The 19,827-nt window shown below is 70.1% G+C and carries 14 protein-coding genes and 1 pseudogene; 8 read left to right on the top strand and 7 right to left on the bottom strand.

Translation table 11 applies throughout. The features are described 5' to 3' along the window. Positions 1-11: 11 nt before the first annotated feature. Both HC028_RS06875 and HC028_RS06870 read right to left on the bottom strand, forming a co-directional pair. On the bottom strand, positions 12-1,517 hold the full coding sequence (locus tag HC028_RS06875) for an aldehyde dehydrogenase family protein (protein WP_168074106.1): 1,506 nt from the start codon (positions 1,515-1,517) through the stop codon (positions 12-14). Positions 1,518-1,562: 45 nt separating this feature from the next. Then, complete coding sequence (locus HC028_RS06870) at positions 1,563-2,258, bottom strand: SDR family NAD(P)-dependent oxidoreductase (protein WP_168074104.1); 696 nt, start codon at positions 2,256-2,258, stop codon at positions 1,563-1,565. A 289-nt stretch (positions 2,259-2,547) separates the two neighbouring features. Here HC028_RS06870 and HC028_RS06865 point away from each other — a divergent pair, with 289 nt between their 5' ends. From HC028_RS06865 to HC028_RS06855, 3 genes are read left to right on the top strand one after another with little or no spacing between them, the layout of a single operon-like run. Next, positions 2,548-4,338 carry a 3-hydroxyacyl-CoA dehydrogenase family protein gene (locus HC028_RS06865; protein WP_168074102.1) on the top strand — a complete coding sequence of 597 codons (1,791 nt, stop codon included), beginning with the start codon at positions 2,548-2,550 and terminating at the stop codon, positions 4,336-4,338. Positions 4,339-4,374: 36 nt separating this feature from the next. Continuing rightward, positions 4,375-4,701: a hypothetical protein gene (locus HC028_RS06860; RefSeq protein WP_168074100.1), complete on the top strand. Its 327-nt coding sequence runs from the start codon at positions 4,375-4,377 to the stop codon at positions 4,699-4,701. A 10-nt stretch (positions 4,702-4,711) separates the two neighbouring features. Further along, positions 4,712-5,539, top strand: coding sequence for an alpha/beta hydrolase (locus tag HC028_RS06855; RefSeq protein ID WP_168074098.1), 828 nt, complete (start codon positions 4,712-4,714; stop codon positions 5,537-5,539). Here the strand turns inward: HC028_RS06855 and HC028_RS06850 are convergent. From HC028_RS06850 to mce, 4 genes are all read right to left on the bottom strand, one after another. Then, complete coding sequence (locus HC028_RS06850; protein WP_168074096.1) at positions 5,529-7,166, bottom strand: hypothetical protein; 1,638 nt, start codon at positions 7,164-7,166, stop codon at positions 5,529-5,531. The genes HC028_RS06855 and HC028_RS06850 overlap by 11 nt on opposite strands. Before the next feature lie 113 nt (positions 7,167-7,279). Further along, positions 7,280-8,539: a DivIVA domain-containing protein gene (locus tag HC028_RS06845; protein WP_168074094.1), complete on the bottom strand. Its 1,260-nt coding sequence runs from the start codon at positions 8,537-8,539 to the stop codon at positions 7,280-7,282. 205 nt (positions 8,540-8,744) lie between these two features. Further along, the gene (ccrA, locus tag HC028_RS06840) at positions 8,745-10,100 is read right to left on the bottom strand and encodes a crotonyl-CoA carboxylase/reductase (RefSeq protein ID WP_168074092.1); all 1,356 of its coding nucleotides are present in this window, start codon (positions 10,098-10,100) and stop codon (positions 8,745-8,747) included. Positions 10,101-10,441: 341 nt separating this feature from the next. Beyond that, on the bottom strand, positions 10,442-10,927 hold the full coding sequence (gene mce, locus HC028_RS06835; RefSeq protein WP_168074080.1) for a methylmalonyl-CoA epimerase: 486 nt from the start codon (positions 10,925-10,927) through the stop codon (positions 10,442-10,444). Between the two features lie 67 nt (positions 10,928-10,994). On the opposite strand from mce, the gene HC028_RS06830 reads away from it, so the two are divergent. The 5 genes and pseudogenes from HC028_RS06830 to HC028_RS28675 form a co-directional block, all read left to right on the top strand. Next, a complete protein-coding gene (locus HC028_RS06830; protein ID WP_168074078.1) occupies positions 10,995-12,179 on the top strand; it encodes an acetyl-CoA C-acetyltransferase in 1,185 nt (394 codons plus the stop codon). Between the two features lie 70 nt (positions 12,180-12,249). Further along, positions 12,250-13,251, top strand: coding sequence for a methylmalonyl Co-A mutase-associated GTPase MeaB (gene meaB / locus HC028_RS06825; protein ID WP_168074076.1), 1,002 nt, complete (start codon positions 12,250-12,252; stop codon positions 13,249-13,251). 147 nt (positions 13,252-13,398) lie between these two features. Beyond that, complete coding sequence (locus HC028_RS06820) at positions 13,399-15,072, top strand: coenzyme B12-dependent isobutyryl-CoA mutase large subunit (RefSeq protein WP_168074074.1); 1,674 nt, start codon at positions 13,399-13,401, stop codon at positions 15,070-15,072. Between the two features lie 85 nt (positions 15,073-15,157). After that, positions 15,158-16,129, top strand: a complete 972-nt coding sequence (locus tag HC028_RS06815; RefSeq protein WP_168074072.1) for a tetratricopeptide repeat protein — start codon at positions 15,158-15,160, stop codon at positions 16,127-16,129. A gap of 17 nt (positions 16,130-16,146) precedes the next feature. Further along, positions 16,147-17,047: pseudogene (locus tag HC028_RS28675) on the top strand (arginase family protein); the annotation flags it as partial. Positions 17,048-17,683: 636 nt separating this feature from the next. Here HC028_RS28675 and HC028_RS06805 read toward each other — a convergent pair. Further along, positions 17,684-19,603: a penicillin-binding transpeptidase domain-containing protein gene (locus HC028_RS06805; RefSeq protein ID WP_168074068.1), complete on the bottom strand. Its 1,920-nt coding sequence runs from the start codon at positions 19,601-19,603 to the stop codon at positions 17,684-17,686. Positions 19,604-19,827: the final 224 nt, after the last annotated feature.

The raw sequence follows: 19,827 nt of genomic DNA, 5'->3' as shown, positions 1-19,827 counted from the left end.
TTGGGGGCGGGCTAGCGGGACCGGCCGTGGACGAACTTGACGGCCCGCGTGATCAGCGCCACCGCCTTGGGGGTGCGGTCGAACGACATCGCCGGCAGCGGCGACGGCATCCGCCGGCGGGTGATCGCCTTGGCGCGGGCGAACTCGCGCAGCCCGTCCTCGCCGTGGATGCGCCCGAACCCGGACTCGCCCACGCCGCCGAACGGCAGGGTGGGCACCCCGGCGAACGCGATCGTCGCGTTGATCGAGGTCATGCCCGACCGCAGCCGCCGGGCCAATTCCATTCCGCGGGAGCGGGAGAAGACCGACCCGCCGAGGCCGTACGTCGACGCGTTGGCCCGGGCCACCGCCTCGTCACCGTCGCGGACCTTGGCGACCGTCAGCGTCGGGCCGAACGTCTCCTCGCGTACGGCGGCAGCGTCCTCGGGTACGTCCACGAGGATCGTCGGCTTCACGTACGGCGGCTGCACCGCCTCGGGTCCGCCCAGTACGGCCCGCCCGCCGCGCGCGATCGCGTCGTCGATGTGGCGGCGGATGATCTCGATCTGGCTCGGCATCGTGATCGGGCCGAAGTCGGCGTCCTCGCCGTTGCCCACCGTGAGCTTGCTCGCCCGGTCCACCAGCCGGGCCAGGAAGTCGTCGTAGACCCGCTCGGCGACGTAGACCCGTTCGATGCCCACACAGGTCTGGCCGGCGTTCGTCATGCCGCCCCACACGCAGGCGGAGGCGGCCGCGTCGAGGTCGGCGTCCGCCTCGACGATCATGGCGTCCTTCCCGCCGCACTCGACGAGTACGGGTGTGAGCGTCTCCGCGCAGGCGGCCATCACCTTCTTGCCGGTCGCGGTGGAGCCGGTGAACGCCAGCTTGCCCACGCCGGAGCGGCACAGCGCGGCGCCGACCTCACCGGTGCCGTGCACGATCTGCATAACCGGATGCTCGGGCACGATCTCGGCGAACCGGTCGACCAGCCACTGCCCGATGGCCGGCGTGTACTCGCTGGGCTTGAAGACGACGGCGTTGCCGGCGGCCAGGGCGTACGCGATCGAGCCCATCGGGGTGAAGACCGGGTAGTTCCACGGGCCGATCACGCCGATGACCCCGTACGGCAGGTACTCCAGGTACGCCGCGTGCTCGGCGGTCAGCAGCGAGCCGCGCACCTTGCGCTGGCCGAGTACCCGGCGCGCGTTCCTGGCCGCCCATGCGATGTGGTCGATCGCGGCCGCCGCCTCGACGATCGCCTCCGCCGCGGGCTTGCCGCCTTCGCGGCGCACCAGTTCGGCCAGCTCCGAGATGCGGTTGGCCAGCACGCTGCGGTAGCGCAGCAGGCGCTGGGCGCGGCCCGCGTACCCGAGGTCGGCCCACCACGCCGCGGCCTCGCGGGCCCGGGCGACGGCGGCTTGAACGTTAGCGTCGGAGGCGACGGGGAAGCGCCCGACCTCCTCGCCGGTGGCCGGGTTGGTCGAGACGAGCGCGCCGTCTTCGACCACGGGTACGCCAGGGGTGCGCGTCGCGGTCATGCCGAGCTCCCATCGTGATGGATTGCCGTGAGTCTAGTCGGCAACTTACTCACGAGTAATAGGGCGATCGACATGTTCGTCGATGATGCGCTGCGCCACCTCGGCCGGATCGGGCAGCTCACCGCGTTCGTGCAGGCCCACGAACCGCTCACGGCCAGGGAAGTCGGCGCCCCGGATGGCGGTCTGCATCCCGGTGTCCATCACGCCCGGGTTGACGTTGGCGACGTACAGGTCGGGGTGCTCGACGGAGAGGGCGTCGAAGAACGTCTCGGCGCCCCGCTTGGTCGCCGAGTACACCGACCAGCCCTCGATCACCCGGTGCGCGGCGCCCGAGGAGATGAACAGCACCCGGCCGGTGGCCTCGGCCGGCCGGGCTTCCATGAAGGCGTCGGTCAGCAGCATCGGAGCTATCAGGTTGACCCCGGCGGCGGTGACGATCCCCGCGTCCGGCAGCTCTCCGATCTTGCCGATCGGCTCGACCATGCCCGCGTTGTGGATGAGCACGCACTCGTCGCTGCCCCGCAGGAAGTCGCGCAGTCGGTCGGGCAAGGGAAGGGTGGTGGGATCGGCGAGCTCGGCCTCGTCCAACGTGATGCGGTCCGGTTCGGCCGTGGCGAGGGCGAGCTGTTCCTCGCTGAAGCGGCGGCCGACGGCGAAGATCCGGTCGCCGCGACCGGCCAGTTGCGCGAAGAGAGCGGCGCCGAGGCCACGGGAGACACCGGTGAGCACGACAGATCGCATAGTGGGAACCCTACGGGGCGAACTCGGCCTCGGCTCCGGGGCACGCCCCGAGGTAACCGACCGGCAAAATCAACCCGAGCCGGGTCGTGTGGAAAGCCGCTCATGGGAAATATCGGCGGTAACCCCTTGGGGCTCACGCCACCGCCGGGCAGCCCGCACGGCTCCCCGAATACCAGGCTTCACGGCGGTCAATTGAATCGGGTGGGGCGGCGTACGTCACACCTCGTGACGTAGCACGGGCGCGAGCACTACCTTAATCACCGTTAGGGGTACCCATGGGAGGTCTGAGTTGGCGCGCGAGATCACATCGGTAGGAGTCGTCGGGCTTGGCACCATGGGCGCCGGCATCGTCGAGGTATTCGCCCGCAACGGCATCGACGTCGTAGCCGTCGAGATCGGCCAGGGCGGGCTGGACCGTGGCCGGGCCGTGCTGACCGGCTCCACGGACCGGGCCGTGGCCAAGGGCAAGCTGAGCGAGGACGATCGGGACGCGCTGCTGAACCGGGTGCGCTTCGCGACCGGCCTCACCGAACTGCGCGACGTGGACCTGGTCATCGAGGCGGTGCCCGAGCACCTGGATCTGAAGCAGGCGATCTTCGCCGAGCTGGACAAGGTCTGCAAGCCCGAGGCGATCCTCGCGACCAACACCTCGTCGCTGTCGGTCACCGAGATCTCGGTGGCGACCACCCGGCCAAACCAGGTCATCGGGATGCACTTCTTCAACCCGGCACCGGTCATGAAGCTGGTCGAGATCGTTCGTACGGTCGTCACCGCCGACGACGTGGTCACCGACATCGAGGCGCTGTGCGAGCGGCTCGGCAAGGTTGACGTGACGATCAACGACCGGGCCGGCTTCATCGCCAACGCGCTGCTGTTCGGGTACCTCAACCACGCGGTGCAGATGTTCGAGTCCAAGTACGCCACCCGCGAGGACATCGACGCCGCGATGCGGCTGGGCTGCGGCCTGCCGATGGGCCCGCTCGCGCTGATGGACCTGATCGGCCTGGACACCGCGTACGAGATCCTGGACACCATGTACCGCCGCGGCGGCCGTGACCGCCGGCACGCGCCGGTGCCGCTGATCAAGCAGATGGTCACCGCCGGCCTGCTCGGCCGCAAGTCCGGTCGTGGCTTCTACACGTACGACAAGCCCGGCTCCCCGGTGGTCGTGCCGGACGAGCTGACCCCGACCGCCCCCGGCGCGCACGAGGCCACCGAGGCCGGCCGGAAGGTCACGAAGGTCGGCGTGGTCGGCTCGGGCACCATGGCCAACGGCATCATCGAGGTGTTCGCCAAGGCCGGGTACGAGGTCGTCGCCGTCGCCCGGGGCACCGAGAAGTCGGCCCGGTCGCGCGACAAGATCACCGCGTCGCTCAACAAGGCCGTCGTCCGCGGCAAGCTCAGCGAGTCCGACCGCGACGCGGCCCTCGGCCGGGTCAACTGGTCGGCCTCCCTGGACGACCTCGGCGACGTCGACCTGGTCGTCGAGGCGATCGTCGAAGAGCTGTCGATCAAGAAGGCGCTCTTCGCCAACCTCGACGAGATCTGCAAGCCCGGCGTCATTCTGGCCACCACGACGTCGAGCCTCCCCGTGGTGGAGTGCGCGATCGCCACCAACCGGCCCGCCGACGTCATCGGCATGCACTTCTTCAACCCGGCGCCGATCATGAACCTGGTCGAGGTGGTCCGCCCCATTCGCACCTCGGACGAGACCGTCGCCACCATCCGCTCGCTCTGCGAGAACCTGGGCAAGTACCCGGTGGTCTGCGCCGACCGGGCCGGGTTCGTGGTCAACGCGCTGCTCTTCCCGTACCTCAACGACGCGATCAGGATGGTCGAGACGAGCTACGCCGAGGCCGACGACATCGACTACGCCATGAAGCTCGGCTGTGGGTACCCGATGGGCCCGTTCGAGCTGCTCGACGTGGTGGGCCTGGACGTGTCGCTGGCCATCCAGCGCGAGCTGTACAACGAGCTGCGCGAGCCCGGCTTCGCCCCCGCGCCGTTGCTGGAGCAGCTGGTCACCGCCGGCTATCTGGGGCGCAAGGTCGGCCGCGGATTCCGCGACCACTCCCGCTGAGGTCAAGTCCGAAATACTCACCCGTACCCTTGAGGCGTGAGCCCGCGCCGTCATCGCCGTAGCCCCGACGCCGCGCGGAATCTTGACGAAGGTCAGGTCCGTCGCGGCGTCGAGGGCGTACAGGCGTGGGGTGACGGCGAGTACGCGGTACGCGCGATCCCGGGCGGCTCAGCGACCAAGGCCTACCGGTGCCCCGGCTGCGACCACGAAATCGCCCCCGGGGTGGCGCACGTGGTGGCCTGGCCGGCCGACGGGCTCGGTGGGCCAGCGGACCGGCGCCACTGGCACACGGGCTGCTGGCGGGCGCGCGACCGGCGTACCCCCAACATCCAGCGCTCCCGCAGCGCTCCCCGGTACGGCTGAGAGGAATCCTTTGGCTACCCAGCCCATCAGGGCCAACTCGATCCTGTCCGCACGCCGTGCGGACATCACGCTGCAGACCGCCGACGGGCTCACGCTCGTCGGCGAGCTCGCGTTACCGGCCGACCGCCCCCCGGTCGCCACGCTGATCTGCCTGCACCCGCTGCCGACGCACGGCGGCATGATGGACAGCCACGTGTTCCGCAAGGCCGCCTGGCGGCTGCCCGCGCTCGCCGACCTCGCCGTCCTGCGGTTCAACACCAGGGGTACGAGCAGCGTGCGCGGTACGAGTCAGGGCGAGTTCGGTGGCGGCGTACAGGAGCGCTTCGACGTGGCCGCCGCGATCGAGTACGCCGAGTTCGCCGAGCTTCCGGCGGTGTGGCTGGTCGGCTGGTCGTTCGGCACCGACCTGACGCTGAAGTACGGCTGCGAACCGGACGTCGCCGGCGCGATCCTGCTGTCGCCGCCGCTGCGTTACTCCGCAGACGAGGACCTTGCGGTGTGGGCGCGCGCCGACAAGCCCCTCACGGCGCTGGTGCCCGAGTTCGACGACTACCTGCGCCCCGACGAGGCGCGAATCCGCTTCGCCGCGATCCCGCAGGCCGAGGTCGTCGGGGTACCGGGTGCCAAGCACCTGTGGGTGGGCGACGCGGAGACCGTGCTCGACGAGATCGTGCGCCGGGTCAACCCGTCGGCGTACCCGTTGCCGCGAGACTGGGACGGCCCGATGGAGTACGGCGACGCCAGCGCGTACGCCGATCGTACGGTCGCCGCGTTCGCGGACGTGCCGCGGCCGGATCCGGCTAACGGCGCGGCCGTCAGTCCGCCCGCTACTTCTTGAGTCCGCGCCGGCTCAGGCCCTTGTCGGGGCTGCGGCGAGGCGCGGCGACAACCACTTTGGACGTGCCGGGGGAGCCGTCGCCGGACTTGGCGTCGCTTGCTTCGGCCTCGGCCGCCTTGACACCCACCGCGGCGTCCGGCGAAGCGGCCTCCGCGTCGGTGCTTGCCCCGACTGCGGCCGGTTGAGGTGTCCGGTTGGTCTGCTCGGCCTCTTCGACGACCAGGGCTTCAGCGGTGAGGTTGTCTGAGGCGAGGGCCTCGGCGGCGAGCAGTTCGGCCTCCTCGGCCATGCGCAGCGCGTCGTCGGTGCGGCGCTCGGCTTCGGCCGCCTCGCGTGCGGCTTCCTCGGCCCGGCGTAGCGACTCCTCGGCGTCACGCTGAGCCTGTTCGTGCGCCCGCTGCGCCTCGTCGATCTGCTGTCGGAGGTCGGCGTGGCGCCGCTCGGACTCCTCGGTCTGCTGCTGAAGGTCGGCGTGGCGCCGCTCGGACTCCTCGATCTGCTGCTGGACCTCGAGGTGGCGCTGCTTCGCCTCGTCGATCTGCTGCTGGAGGTCGGCGTAGCGACGGGTGGCCTCGTCGATGCGCTCCATCGCCTGGGCGGCCAGTTGCTTGGCCTCGTCGATCTGGAGCTGCAGCTCGGAGTTGCGCTGCTCGGTGGCTACGGCCCGCTGTGCGGCCTCGTCGGCGCGCTCGGTGGTCTGCGCGACCAACTGCTCGGCTTCGCTGCGTAGCTGGTTGGCCTCGGCGTGCGCATGCTCCAGTACGGCCCGTGCGTCGGCCCGCACCTGCTCGGCCTCGCGCTGGGCCTCGGCGCGCAGCTCGCCGGCGACCTCCTCGGCCTGCGCGCGGACGGAGGTCGCGTGCTGCTCCGCCTGTTTGGCGATGTTCGTCGCCTGCGTCTCGGCCTGGTTGCGTACCTGCGCGGCGTACTGCTCGGCGTCCGCCAGCATCGCCTGCTGCTCCTGCTGCATCGCGGTGCGGTGGGCCGTGTACTCCTGGTCCATCTGGAGCCTGGCCTGCTCGATCTCCGCGGCGGTGGCCTCGTGGAGCTGCCGGCTCTTCTCCTGGGCGGCGGCGTACACCTCGTCGGCTTGGGTGCGGACCCGGCGCGCGTACGCCTCGGCCTCGGCGACCTCGGCGGCCAGGGCCTCCTGTCGAGCGGCGGTTGCCTCGTCCTCCTCCTTACGGCGGGCGTCGAGCGCCAGTTCGAAATCGCGAATGGCCTGGTTGGCCCGCTCGCGGGCCTCTTCGAGGATCCGGTGGGCCTCGGCCCGGTTGCGCTCCACTGTGTCGATTGCGCCGGCGCGGATGAGGTCCGCCTGCTCCTCGGCGAGGGTGAGGATCTGCTCCACCCGTGGACCGAGGTGGCGGAACGACCGGCGGGCATCGGTGGCGGCGATTTTGCGCAGCTCGGATATCTGCCCCTGAAGCTCGTGGATCTGTACGGCCAGCGCCTGAACCTGCCCGTACGCCTCGTCGCGTTCGGCGGCAAGCGCCGCGACCTCCGCTTCGACCTGGCTGACGTACCGATCGACCTGGCGCCGTTCGTAGCCACGCAGTGCGATGTCGAAGCCAGCCTCGGCAACAGCACTCTGGCTCAGCGCGAAAAGCTCACCGCCGTGCGACATGCACTCCATCCTCACACGCGGGATCCCGTCACGCGCGGCGTGGCCGGCCACGTGACGGGACCCACGATCTCACCAACGCGGTCAGGCGTCAGCACCAGCGGGCAGCGCTTTGATCAGAGATTCACCTTCGTCGCGCCGTCGTCGGACTTGCCGGCCTTCTTGGCGGCCGCCTCGTCGGGCTTGGCGGCCGGGCCTCCACTCGGGACGATGCCCGCCAGGCCGGAGAGCATCTGGCCGAGCTGGGAGGTGACGGCGTCCTTCTGGCGGGTGAGGTCCTCGACCTCGCGGCGCGCGACCTGCGTGGTGTGCTCGGCCTCGGTGCGCGCCTCGGTCACGAGGCGGTGCGCCTCGGCGCGGGACTCGTTGATTGTCTTCTCCGCCTGGGCCTTGGACTTCTCGAGGGCCTCCGAAGCGCTCCGCTCGGCCTCGATGCGGTGCGCCTCGGCCCGCCGCTGGATCTCCTTGGCCCGTTCCTCTGCGGCGCTTGCCCGCTGCTCCGCCTCGGTGACGAGTTTCTGGGTCTGCGCGATCGCGGCGGCGTGGCGCTGCGACTCCGCGCGCTCCGCCTTCTCGCGCCGCTCCGCCAGCTCCAGCTGCAGCGCCTGCAGGTCCTTGTCCCGCTTGTCGCGGGCATCGGTCAGCAGCTTGGTCGCCTCTGCACGCTTCTCCTCGGCGTCGCGTGCGGCCTTGGCGCGAAGCTGGGTGATCTCGCGCTCGGCGGTGGCCCGCAGCGTCGCCACCTCACGTTCGACGGTCGCCTTCAGCTCGGCGACCTCGTGTGCGGTCGCCGTGCGCAGCTGCTTGGTCTCCCGCTCGGCGTCGCCGCGCAGCGTGTCGGCCTCCCGGCGGGCCTGCACGCGAGCCTCGGCGGCCTCCCGCTCGGCGACGGTGCGCAGGTTGCTCGCTTCCCGCTCGGCAGTCGCCTTCATCGCGGCGGCCTCGGCACGGGCCTTGTCGGTGATCTCCCGAGCCTCGAGCCGCGCGGCGGAGACGACCCCCTCGGCCTCCCGCTTGGCCTCGCTGCGGTGGTCGTTGGCCTGCTCCTCGGCCAGCCGCAGGATCTGCTCGACGCGGGTGCCCAGCCCCGACAGCGTCGGCCGGCTATTCTCCTCGAGCTGCTTATTGGTGTCGGTGAGCTTCTGCTCCACCGCGTTGAGCCGCTGCTCCGCCTGGCGCAGCCGGCGTTGCGCCTCGTTCATCCGCTGCTCGGCCTCGGCGCGGGCCTGCTCGGACTGGGTCAGCGCACCATTGAGTCGGCCGATGAAGTCATCGACCTGAGCGCGGTCGTAGCCGCGCAGGACAACGCTGAACTCGGAGCCGGCGTTGGCGTTGTCGAAGAAGGCAATGTTCTGCTGCTGCTGCTGCTGGGGCATTCGCACATACTCGCAGACACACCCGGCACTTCCGCAAGAGTGCAACGGTGCGCCTCATATTCATTGTGCGCGATCACGCATGAACCATGATCAAGTACTGGAGCGGCGGCCGCGACCAGTGGATCAACGGACACCCGGAGAACCGTGTCGAGGCGGTCCACAACGCCGTGGACCGCCTCGACACGGGGTCTTCATGGAAGGTTGCCTACTGGCCGCGGAACCGGTTGATCTCCGTGGAGTACCGGGCGCGCTTCTCGCGGTCGCGTACGCCCAGCCCCTCGTCCGGCGCCAGGCACAGTACGCCGACCTTGCCCTGGTGGGCGTTGCGGTGCACGTCGTACGCGGCCTGCCCGACCTGCTCCATGGAGTACGTCTTCGACAGCGTCGGGTGGATGGCGCCGCGGTCGATGAGGCGGTTGGCCTCCCACGCCTCCCGGTAGTTCGCGAAGTGGCTACCGATGATGCGCTTAAGGCTCATCCACAGGTACCGGTTGTCGTACTGGTGCATGTAGCCGGACGTGGACGCGCAGGTGACGACCGTGCCGCCCTTCTTCACGACGTAGACGCTCGCGCCGAACGTCTCCCGACCCGGGTGCTCGAAGACGATGTCGGGGTCCTCGCCGCCGGTCAGCTCCCGGATGCGCTCACCGAAGCGACGCCACTCGGACTGGTCCTGGGTGTGCTCGTCCTTCCAGAACTTGTAGCCCTCCGCGGAGCGGTCGATGATGAGCTCCGCGCCCATGCGCCGGCACAGCTCCGCCTTCTCCGGGCTGGACACCACGCAGACCGGCCGGGCGCCGCCGTTGAGCGCGAACTGGGTGGCGTAGCTGCCCAGGCCGCCGGAAGCGCCCCAGATCAGTACGGTGTCGCCCTGCTTCATCTGTGCACCGTGGTGGGAGACGAGCTGCCGGTACGCGGTGGAGTTGACCAGGCCGGGGCTGGCGGCCTCCTCCCACGACAGGTGCTTGGGCTTGGGCATCAGCTGGTTGGCCTTGACGAGGGAGAGTTCGGCGAGGCCGCCGAAGTTCGTCTCGAACCCCCAGATGCGCTGCTCGGGGTCCATCATCGTGTCGTCGTGGCCGGCGGCGTCCTCGAGTTCGACGCTCAGGCAGTGCGCCACCACCTCGTCGCCCGGCTTCCACTTGGTCACGCCCGGGCCGACCCGCAGCACGACGCCGGCCAGATCGGAGCCGACCACGTGGTACGGCAGGTCGTGGCGCTTGGTCAGCTCGGACACCCTGCCGTAGCGCTGGAGGAACTTGAACGTCGAGACCGGCTCGAAGATGGACGTCCACACCGTGTTGTAGTTGATGGCGCTCGCCATGACCGCCACGATCGCCTCGCCCGGGCCGAGCTCGGGCGTCGGCACCTCCTGGACGTGCAGCGACTTTCGTGGGTCCTTGTCGCGGCTGGGCATGCCCTCGAACATGCCCGCCTCATCGGCGCGTACGACGACGCCGCGATAACTGTCGGGGACGGGGAGACCGGCGACCGAGGCCAGTTCGCGGGCGGGATCTGCAGCGTGCTCCGCCGCCATGATCGCCTCGAGGATGTCCTTCACGGCGCTACCTTTCGCAAGAGGTGGTCGTGGATTGGTCGGCGACGCCACCAGCCTGCGCCGGTTGGAGCGCGCCGGGTATGTGGTGCGGCTCTGTCTCCTTGCTACTGGCGACGTTCTCCGCGGTCCACCCGGACGGCGAACGTCCGGCGGGGCAGCGGTCGCCGGTGGTGAAAAAGTGAGGTGATATGCCTGATACCGCCTCGTGGTCGGGGATGTTACTTCCCAGTAGCCTTGGTCAGGAACCGCGATGTGAAAAAGTGCACGCACCTTGTTTTTTCACCTGCGACTTCCCTGGACCTGTGGTCTTAAGGCCGGCCGGTCCAGAGAAGTCGCATCGATGGTCAGTGCGTCGACGAGGCAGCCGGTTCGACCAGCTCGACGAGCACACCGCCGGCGTCCTTCGGGTGCACGAAGTTGATCCGGGAGTTGGCTGTGCCGCGTTTTGGCTGGTCGTACAGCAGGCGTACGCCCCGCGCGCGCAGCGCCTCGCACGCCGCGTCGACGTCGGAGACGGTGTACGCGACCTGCTGCACCCCCTGGCCGTTGCGGTCGAGGAACTTCGCGATCGTCGAGGACTCGGACAGTGGCGCCAGCAGTTGGATGCAGCCGCCGGTCGAGTCGGGGCCCACGGACAGCATCGCTTCGCGTACGCCCTGTTCTTCGTTTGTCTCCACGTGTACGCAGGTCATGCCGAATACCCGGCCGTAGAATTCAATTGCCGCGTCGAGGTCGGGTACTGCCACGCCAACGTGGTCAATGCGCAGCAGGCCGATCGACTCGGGTCGTGCTCCGGGTGACGTATGCAACGTCGAAGACTGGTCCGTCATGGCGTTAGTCTGACCTAATCCTCGTTAAGTAATCCCTGTGAGATACCTCGCGAAGGGGTCAGAATCCATGAGCTCGGTGATCGTCAACGGCGCGCGCACCCCAATGGGACGGCTGCTCGGCGCCCTCAAGGACTTCCCGGCGACGAAGCTGGGTGGCATCGCCATCAAGGCGGCTCTGGAGCGCTCCGGCGTGGCTCCCGAGCAGGTGCAGTACGTGATCATGGGACAGGTACTGCAGGCCGGCGCCGGCCAGATCCCGGCCCGCCAGGCCGCGGTCGACGCGGGCATCCCGATGAACGTGCCGGCGCTGACCATCAACAAGGTCTGCCTGTCCGGCCTCGACGCGATCGCGCTGGCCGACCAGCTCATCCGGGCCGGCGAGTTCGACATCATCGTCGCCGGTGGCATGGAGTCGATGACCAACGCGCCGCACCTGCTGATGAACCAGCGGCAGGGGTACAAGTACGGCGACGTGACCATCTCCGACCACATGGCGCTCGACGGCCTCACCGACGCCTTCGACCGGATCTCGATGGGCGAGTCGACCGAGCGGTTCACCGCGAAGATCGGCATCGCCCGTGCCGACCAGGATGCGTTCGGCGCGGCCAGCCACCAGCGTGCGGCGGCAGCCCAGAAGAACGGCCACTTCGCCGAGGAGATCACCCCCGTGGAGATCCCGCAGCGGAAGGGTGACCCGATCCTGGTCACCGAGGACGAGCAGATCCGCCCGGAGACGACGCCTGCGTCGCTGGCCAAGCTGCGCCCGGCCTTCACCAAGGACGGCACGATCACGGCCGCCACCTCCTCGCCGATCTCCGACGGCGCCTGCGCGGTGGTCGTGATGAGCAAGGCCAAGGCCGAAGAGTTGGGACTGGAGTGGCTCGCCGAGATCGGCGCGCACGGCAACGTCGCCGGCCCGGACAACTCGCTGCTGGCCCAGCCGGCCAACGCCATCAAGCACGCCCTCGGCAAGGAGGGGCTGACCGTCGACGACCTCGACCTGATCGAGATCAACGAGGCGTTCGCGGCCGTCGGCATCCACTCCACCCGCGAGCTGGGCGTCGGCCCCGACAAGGTCAACGTCAACGGCGGCGCGATCGCGCTCGGCCACCCGATCGGTATGTCCGGCGCCCGCCTGGCCCTCACGCTGGCGCTGGAGCTCAAGCGTCGCGGCGGCGGGCTCGGTGCCGCGGCCCTGTGCGGCGGCGGTGGCCAGGGTGACGCGCTGCTGCTTCGGGTGCCGCGCACGTGAGCGAGCGCAGCGAGCGAACCGGGAACTCAGCACGCCGCGAATGCGTTGCCGAGCGCAGCGAGGCAATTGCATGAGTACCCAGGCCACGTCGATTCGGCGCAGTCGGGACGTACCCACGCTGGTGGCGGCCGCGCGGGAGGGTGACCACCGCGCGGTCGCCCGGCTGGTGAGCCTGGTCGAGAACGACGACCCGGTCCTGCCGGAGGTGGCGGCGGCGCTCGCGCCGCACACCGGCTCGGCCCAGGTGATCGGGCTGACCGGCTCGCCGGGCGTGGGCAAGTCGACCAGTACCAACGAGCTGGTACGCGCGTTCCGGGCGCGCGGCCAGCGCGTCGGTGTCCTCGCCGTCGACCCGTCCAGCCCGTTCACGGGCGGAGCGATCCTCGGCGACCGGGTGCGCATGCAGGATCACGCCACCGACTCCGGCGTGTACATCCGGTCGATGTCCAGCCGGGGCCACCTCGGCGGCCTGGCCGCCGCGACCCCGCAGGCGGTACGCGTACTCGAAGGCGCCGGCTGCGACGTGGTGCTGATCGAGACGGTAGGGGTCGGGCAGGCCGAGGTCGAGATCGCAAGTCTGGCGGACACCACGCTGGTGCTGCTCGCGCCGGGGATGGGCGACGCGATCCAGGCGGTCAAGGCCGGCATCCTGGAGATCGCCGACGTGTTCGTGGTCAACAAGGCCGACCGCGACGGCGCCGACGCGACCTACCGCGACATCCAGGGCATGATCGGCCTCGGCGAGCGCGGGCCGGGGGAGTGGCGGCCGCAGGTCGTGCGCTCGGTGGCGAACCGGGCCGAAGGCATCGACGACGTCATGGCCGCGATGGACAAACACCGAGAGTGGCTGACTCGGCCACTGCCCGGCGGAGCCGGCGCCCACGAGCTGACCCGTCGGCGGGAAGCACGGGCGGCGGCCGAGGTCGAGGCGATCGCCCTGGGCGCCCTGCGTGCCCGCATCGGGAACCTGCGGGGCGGCGAGGCGCTGCCGACGCTGGCCGCCCGGGTGGCGGCCGGCAAGCTCGACCCCTACGCGGCGGCGAAGGAGCTGCTGAGCACCCTTGAGGTGTAGTCGGCAGGAAAGCAGGAAAGAAGGGGGGCCCTACCGCGCGGTAGAGCCCCCCTTCTTCCAGAGTGACCTTAGCGATCGTTCAGGTCGACCCCTTAGTATCGGCGGTGAAGGACGTCACGAACGTTCACGACGAAGGGGATCCGCCGTATGGACGCCCAGGAGATCGAGGCCGGACGAGAGCGTTGGCAGCGCCGGTACGACGCGGCGCGCAAGCGGGACGCCGACTTCACCACGCTGTCCGGGATGACCGTCGACCCCGGGTACGGGCCGCCGCCCGGCGTCGAGGTGCCCGGGTTCGAGCGGATCGGCTGGCCGGGGGAGTACCCGTACACCCGCGGCCTGTACCCGACCGGCTACCGGGGCCGGGCGTGGACCATCCGGCAGTTCTCCGGCTTCGGCAACGCGCAGCAGACCAACGCGCGGTACAAGATGCTGCTGGGCGCCGGTGGCGGCGGTCTGTCCGTGGCGTTCGACATGCCGACGCTGATGGGCCGCGACTCCGATGACCCGCAGGCGATCGGCGAGGTCGGGCACTGCGGGGTCGCGATCGACTCGGCCGCCGACATGGACGTGCTCTTCGACGGCATCCCGTTGCAGGACATCACGACCAGCATGACCATCTCCGGCCCGGCCGTGCCGATCTTCTGCATGTACCTGGTGGCGGCGGAGCGGCAGGGCGCCGACCTGTCGAAACTGGACGGCACCCTGCAGACCGACATCTTCAAGGAGTACATCGCGCAGAAGGAGTGGCTCTTCGCGCCCGAGCCGCACCTGCGGCTCATCGGCGACCTGATGGAGTACTGCGCGCACGAGATCCCGCGCTACAAGCCGCTGTCGGTGTCCGGCTACCACATCCGGGAGGCGGGCTCGACCGCCGCCCAGGAGTTGGCGTTCACCCTCGCCGACGGGTTCGGGTACGTGGAGCTGGGCCGGTCACGCGGGCTGGACGTCAACGTGTTCGCGCCCGGCCTGAGCTTCTTCTTCGACGCGCACATCGACTTCTTCGAGGAGATCGCCAAGTTCCGGGCGGCGCGCCGGATCTGGGCGCGCTGGCTGCGGGACGTGTACGGCGCGACCGACGAGAAGGCGCTGTGGCTGAGGTTCCACACCCAGACCGCCGGGGTGTCGCTGACCGCGCAGCAGCCGGTCAACAACGTCGTGCGGACGGCCGTCGAGGCGCTCGCCGCCGTCCTCGGTGGCACCAACTCGCTGCACACGAACGCCCTCGACGAGACGCTCGCGCTGCCGACCGACGAGTCGGCCGAGATCGCGCTGCGCACCCAGCAGGTGCTGATGGAGGAGACCGGCGTGGTCAACGTCGCCGACCCGCTCGGCGGCTCCTGGTACGTCGAGGCCCTCACCGACCGGATCGAGGCCGAGGCCGAGAAGATCTTCGCCAAGATCCGGGAAATGGGGTCGGACGGCACCATCACCTCCGGCATCCTGCGCGGGATCGAGGACGGCTGGTTCATGGCGGAGATCGCCGACAGCGCGTTCGTGTACCAGCGGGCCCTGGAGAAGGGCGACAAGAAGATCGTCGGCGTCAACTGCCACACCGGCACCGTCGCGCGCGAGCTTGAGATCCTGCGGATCTCGCACGAGGTCGAGCTGGAACAGCGGAAGGTACTGGCGGAGCGGCGCTCGTCGCGTGACGACGACGCCGTGAAGGCGGCCCTGGCCCGCATGGTGGAGGTGGCCCGCACCGACGAGAACATGATTCCCGCGATGCTCGACGCGGCCCGCGCCGAGGCGACGCTCGGGGAGATCTGCGACGCGCTGCGGGCCGAGTGGGGGGTGTACCGCGAGCCGGCCCGCTTCTAGGGCCGGCTACCCGACGCAGGTCACGAGCGAGATCGTTGCGGGCAGTGTTGAACGTGCGACAGGCGCACGTGCCAGACTAGGGACCATGAGCGATCCACGGATGAGTTCCTCGATCTTCACCCGCGGAGCGGTGGACCTCGGCGCGCTGCGGACCAGCTCGCCCGCTGGTCAGCGCCCGTCCCCGGCCCCCGCTTCGCCGGCTGCGACCCCTCCGGGAGCCGGGTCGCCGGGTGACCGCGCCCCGGGCGCCCCGGCCGCGCAGGGCGCCCCGGCCGCGCAGGGCGGCGGCGTGGCCGTCATCGACGTGACCGAGGCGACTTTCCAGACCGAGGTCCTCGAGCGGTCGCTCCACACGCCCGTGGTCGTCGACTTCTGGGCCGAGTGGTGTGGCCCCTGCAAGCAGCTGTCGCCGGTGCTGGAGAAGCTGGCCGTCGAGGGCGGCGGCTCGTGGGTGCTCGCCAAGGTGGACGTCGACGCCAACCCCAGGCTCGCCCAGATGTTCCGGGTCCAGGGCATCCCGATGGTGTACGCGGTCGTCGGCGGCCAGCCGGTCGACGCGTTCACCGGGGTCGTGCCCGAGACCCAACTGCGACAGTGGATCGACGCGATCCTGAAGGCGGGCGGGGTCGAGGTCGAGACCCCGGAGGACCCACGCCTCAACGCGGCCGACGAGGCGCTGGTCAACGGCGATCTGGACACCGCCGAGCAGGCGTACCGGAAGATTCTGGCCGAGAGCCCGGCGGACGCCGCGGCTGAGGCGGGCCTCGCCCAGGTGGGCCTGCTGCGCCGGGTCTCCGGTGCGGACCCGCAGCAGGCGCTCGCCGACGCGCAGGCCAGGCCGGACGACGTGGACGCCCAGTTGGTGGCGGCCGACGTGGAGATCTTGAGTGGGCGCGCCGAGCAGGCGTACGACCGCCTCGTCGACCTGGTGCGGCGTAGCTCCGGGGACGACCGCGAGCGGGTACGCAAGCATCTGCTCGAGCTGTTCAGCATGGCCGATCCCGACGATCCCGCGGTCGCCGCGGCGCGCCGCGCGCTGGCGAACGCGCTGTTCTAGGCCGGGGTACGACCGCGATGCGGCGGATCGCAGTTCTCGACGCGCCGTCCAATCTGGGCCTGCGGCCACCGACCGCGGGCTCCGTACCGGGCTGCGCGAAAGCGCCCGGTGCGCTTCGGGACCATGGCCTGGTGTCCCGTCTTGCCGCACGCGACGCCGGGTGCGTGACGCCGCCGCGCTACGACCCCGGTGACTGGCGCCCGGGTGACGGGGTTGCGCACGCTGAGGAGATCGCCGGGTACTCGCGGCGATTAGCCGACAGGATCGGCGCGCTGCTGGCCGCGGGGGAGTTCCCCGTCGTCCTGGGCGGCGACTGCTCGATCCTGCTCGGCAGCGCCCTGGCGACCAACCGGCGCGCGTCCGGTCTGGACGGGCGCGTGGGTCTGATCTATGTGGACGGGCACTCAGATTTCCGGCACCCCGGCAACGCGTCCTACGTGGGCGCCGCGGCAGGCGAGGACCTGGCGCTGGCGACCGGGCGAGGCCAGACCGACCTCACCGACATCGAGAATCGCGGCCCGTACTTCCACGACCAGGACGTCGTCGTTCTCGGCATCCGTACCCACGACGAGCACCGGTTCGACCTGAACGCGGCCGGCATCGCCCACCGTCCGGTGCCGCAGTTGCGGGCCGAAGGCGCGGCCCGCTCCGCGCAGTGGGCGCGCCGGGTGCTCGGTGACTGCCTCGGGTACTGGGTGCACCTCGACGTCGACGTGCTCGACCCGGCGGTGATGCCGGCGGTCGACGCGCCCGATCCGGGCGGGATCGCGTACGCCGAACTGGAACTTCTGCTCTCCGGCCTCGTGGCCACGCCGAACTGCCTGGGCGTGGAGATCACTGTCTTCGACCCCGACTACGACCCGACGGGCGCGTACGCCGCCGAACTCGTCGAATCGCTCGTGGTGGGGTTGGCGCCAGCGGCAGGCGTCGCGCCGCTGGACTGGGACGTGCTGACCCCGACCGTGCCGGTGCCGCAGCCGCGTTCGGAGGAGGAGCCGGTGCCGCTCGCACCGGTTGCGGTCGCGGCCGAGAGCGCGCAGCCCGAAGGCGATGACGACGCGGGCGAACCGACCGGGGCCGCTGAGGTTCCCACGGTCAACGCGCAACCGTCTCCGGCGAAGGTGGCGGCGCAGCGCTCGCCGCTCGACCGGATGAGCGTGGCCGACCTCAATGCCGACCGGGCCGCGCTGTCACGACGGCGCGTCGGAGGCACCCCGCTGCGTCGGCGGGAGGCGCCGAACGAAGATTCGACCGCTGAAAAGGAACCGGCCACGCCGGCTCCGGCTGAGGCGGCGAAGCGCTCGCCGCTCGCCGGGCTGGCCGAGCAGGTACGCGCCGCCGGTAGCGGTCAGGTCCCCGCGTCCCGCCCTCCGGCGGATCCGTCCGCGACGCACGTGCCACCGGCCGAGACCGCCTGAACCGAATCCGACCGTCGTCGCGACCGGACCCCTGGCTGCGCTGTGTGAAAAAGTTCTCAAGCCCTGCAGGGTCTGCCCGATCTGCTCGGGGACACCTGGCGGGGTGACAGGCCCGCCAAGTGTCGCCGGATCCGAGTCATTTCAGGGCTGCGCAGAACTTGCCGGCGACCGGTACGGCCGCGTCGCTGCTCAGACCGCCGTTCTCGACGAACACCGCGAAGGCGATGTCGCCGCGGAAGCCCATGAACCACGAGTGCGTCTTGTTCGGGTCGTTGTTGTCGTACTCGGCGGTGCCGGTCTTGCCGTAGAGCGGTGCACCGGGCGTGCTGCTGATCGACTTCGCCGTGCCGTCGGTGACGACCTCGCGCATCATCTGCTTCAGCGCCGCCACCGACTCGGGCTTGAGCTGCGGGCCGGGCTCTGCCGGCTTGGCCGGCGCCGGTTCGGTGATCAACTTTGGCTGCTGCCACTGGCCGCGGGCGATCGCCGCCGCGGCGCCGGCGAGGGCTACCGGCGACACCTGCGTCTTGCCCTGCCCGAAGGCCGCCGCGGCCTGCTCCGCCGAGTCGGCGCCGGTCGCGACGGTGCCGCTGAAGGCGGGGGTGCCGAGATCCCACGGGATGCCGATGCCGACCGTCTTCGCGGTGGCGGCCAGGCCGTCGGGGCCTAGCTTCGCTCCCAACTGCGCGAACGCCGTGTTGCACGACTGGGCGAAGTTGACGTGCAGTGGGACGTCGCCCAGTACGAAATCGTGCGCGTTGTGGATCGGCGTGCCGCCCTGGGCGGTGTACTCCTTGGGGCACGGTACGACCGTGTTGGCGTTCGCCGAGCCGTTGTCGAGGATCCCGAGGGCCGTGACAGCCTTGAACGTGGAGCCGGGCGGTACCTGCGCGGTGAGGGCGAAGTTCAGGTCGCCGCCGTTCGGGCCGTTCGCGACGGCGACGATCGCCCCGTCGCTGATCCGCACGGCGACGAGGGCCGACCGGGTCTGCTGGCCGGCGAGCGCGGCCTCGGCGGCGTTCTGCACCGTCGGGTCGAGGGTGGTCTTGAGGGCGGCGCCCGGCTTGGGGTCCGCGGTGAAGAGCACCTTCTTGGGCTCCGCGTTGGCGTCCGCGCCCGGGATCACGACCGAGACCCCGGGCGAACCGGCGAGCAGGTCGTCGTACTGCTGCTGCAGGCCGCCGAGGCCGACCTGGTCGCCGATCTGGTACTTGCCGGGGTTTTTGTCCATGACCTCTTTCGTCACGTCCCCGACTCGACCGAGAAGCGCCTTGGCGAACGTGGACGTCGGCGCGAGCGTCCGGGAACTCTCGCCGAAGTACAGCCCGGCGAGGTCGTGGATCGTGCTTCGGATCTTGACGTAGGTCGACTCGCGCAGCGAGATGACGTCGATGGGAGCGGTCCCGCCGGCCTTGATCTCCTGTGGCAGGGCGCTGAGGTCGATGTCGCCGACGTCGGCCTTGACCGACTTGAGGGCGGCGTCGAGGATCTTCACCGTGCCGTCGGCGTCGTTAACTTCCTTCGGCTGTACGCGTACCGTGATGATCTTTTGCTTGGAGGTGAGCGGCGCGCCCGACCCGTCCAGGATGTTGCCGCGGTCCGCAGCGGTGCGCTTGATGGCGATCGTGTCGGTGGCGGTCAGGTCGGGGTGCAGCGTCGCGGCGTCGAAGTAGACCTGCCACTTGTCGTCCTTGGCCTTCTGGGCCTTGACGAGGCTCTTGTAATCCCACTTCACGCCGTTGCCGACGGGCCAGGAGTAACTGAGCGTGGCGGTGGCGGAGTCGTTCTTGACCGCCGGCTTGTCGACCTTGATGGCCGGCTTCTTGCCGGCGAGGTCACCTTCGAGCTTGGTCAGCATGTCCTTGCTGACCGGCTGACCCGCCGAGGTGGTCACGTTCAGGCTGCCGAAGTCGCCGTTCGCGAGGCCCTGGGCGAACCTGTTGAACGTGTCGTCCGGCGGCGTCGAGGAGCAGGCGCTCAGACCTCCCACGAGCAGAGCGGAGCCGATGAGACCGGCGGTCCAGCGCCTCAGGCCGCGCCTACCCGGTAGTGCCATGTCGTTTCCTTCCCCGTGACCGTCCCCGTAGGTGAACGCACGGGGACCCGATCCGGCATTGTCCGCCACGATGCCAAATTCGTGCACGTGGAATTTCCGGTCAAACACGCTGCTTGTCCGCTTTCCGATAGTCCGCTGTTGCCCGAATGGGCATACCGGGTCGCCCTGACGGTGGGATCCCTTTAGGTGGATCGGGTATGGACGAAGTAGGTCCTAGGCTGGAA

This window comes from Planosporangium flavigriseum, assembly GCF_011947225.1.
Classification (GTDB): Bacteria; Actinomycetota; Actinomycetes; order Mycobacteriales; family Micromonosporaceae; genus Planosporangium; species Planosporangium flavigriseum.
The sequence above is the reverse complement of the archived record's forward strand: the minus strand, read 5'-3'. Positions and strand labels throughout refer to the sequence as shown.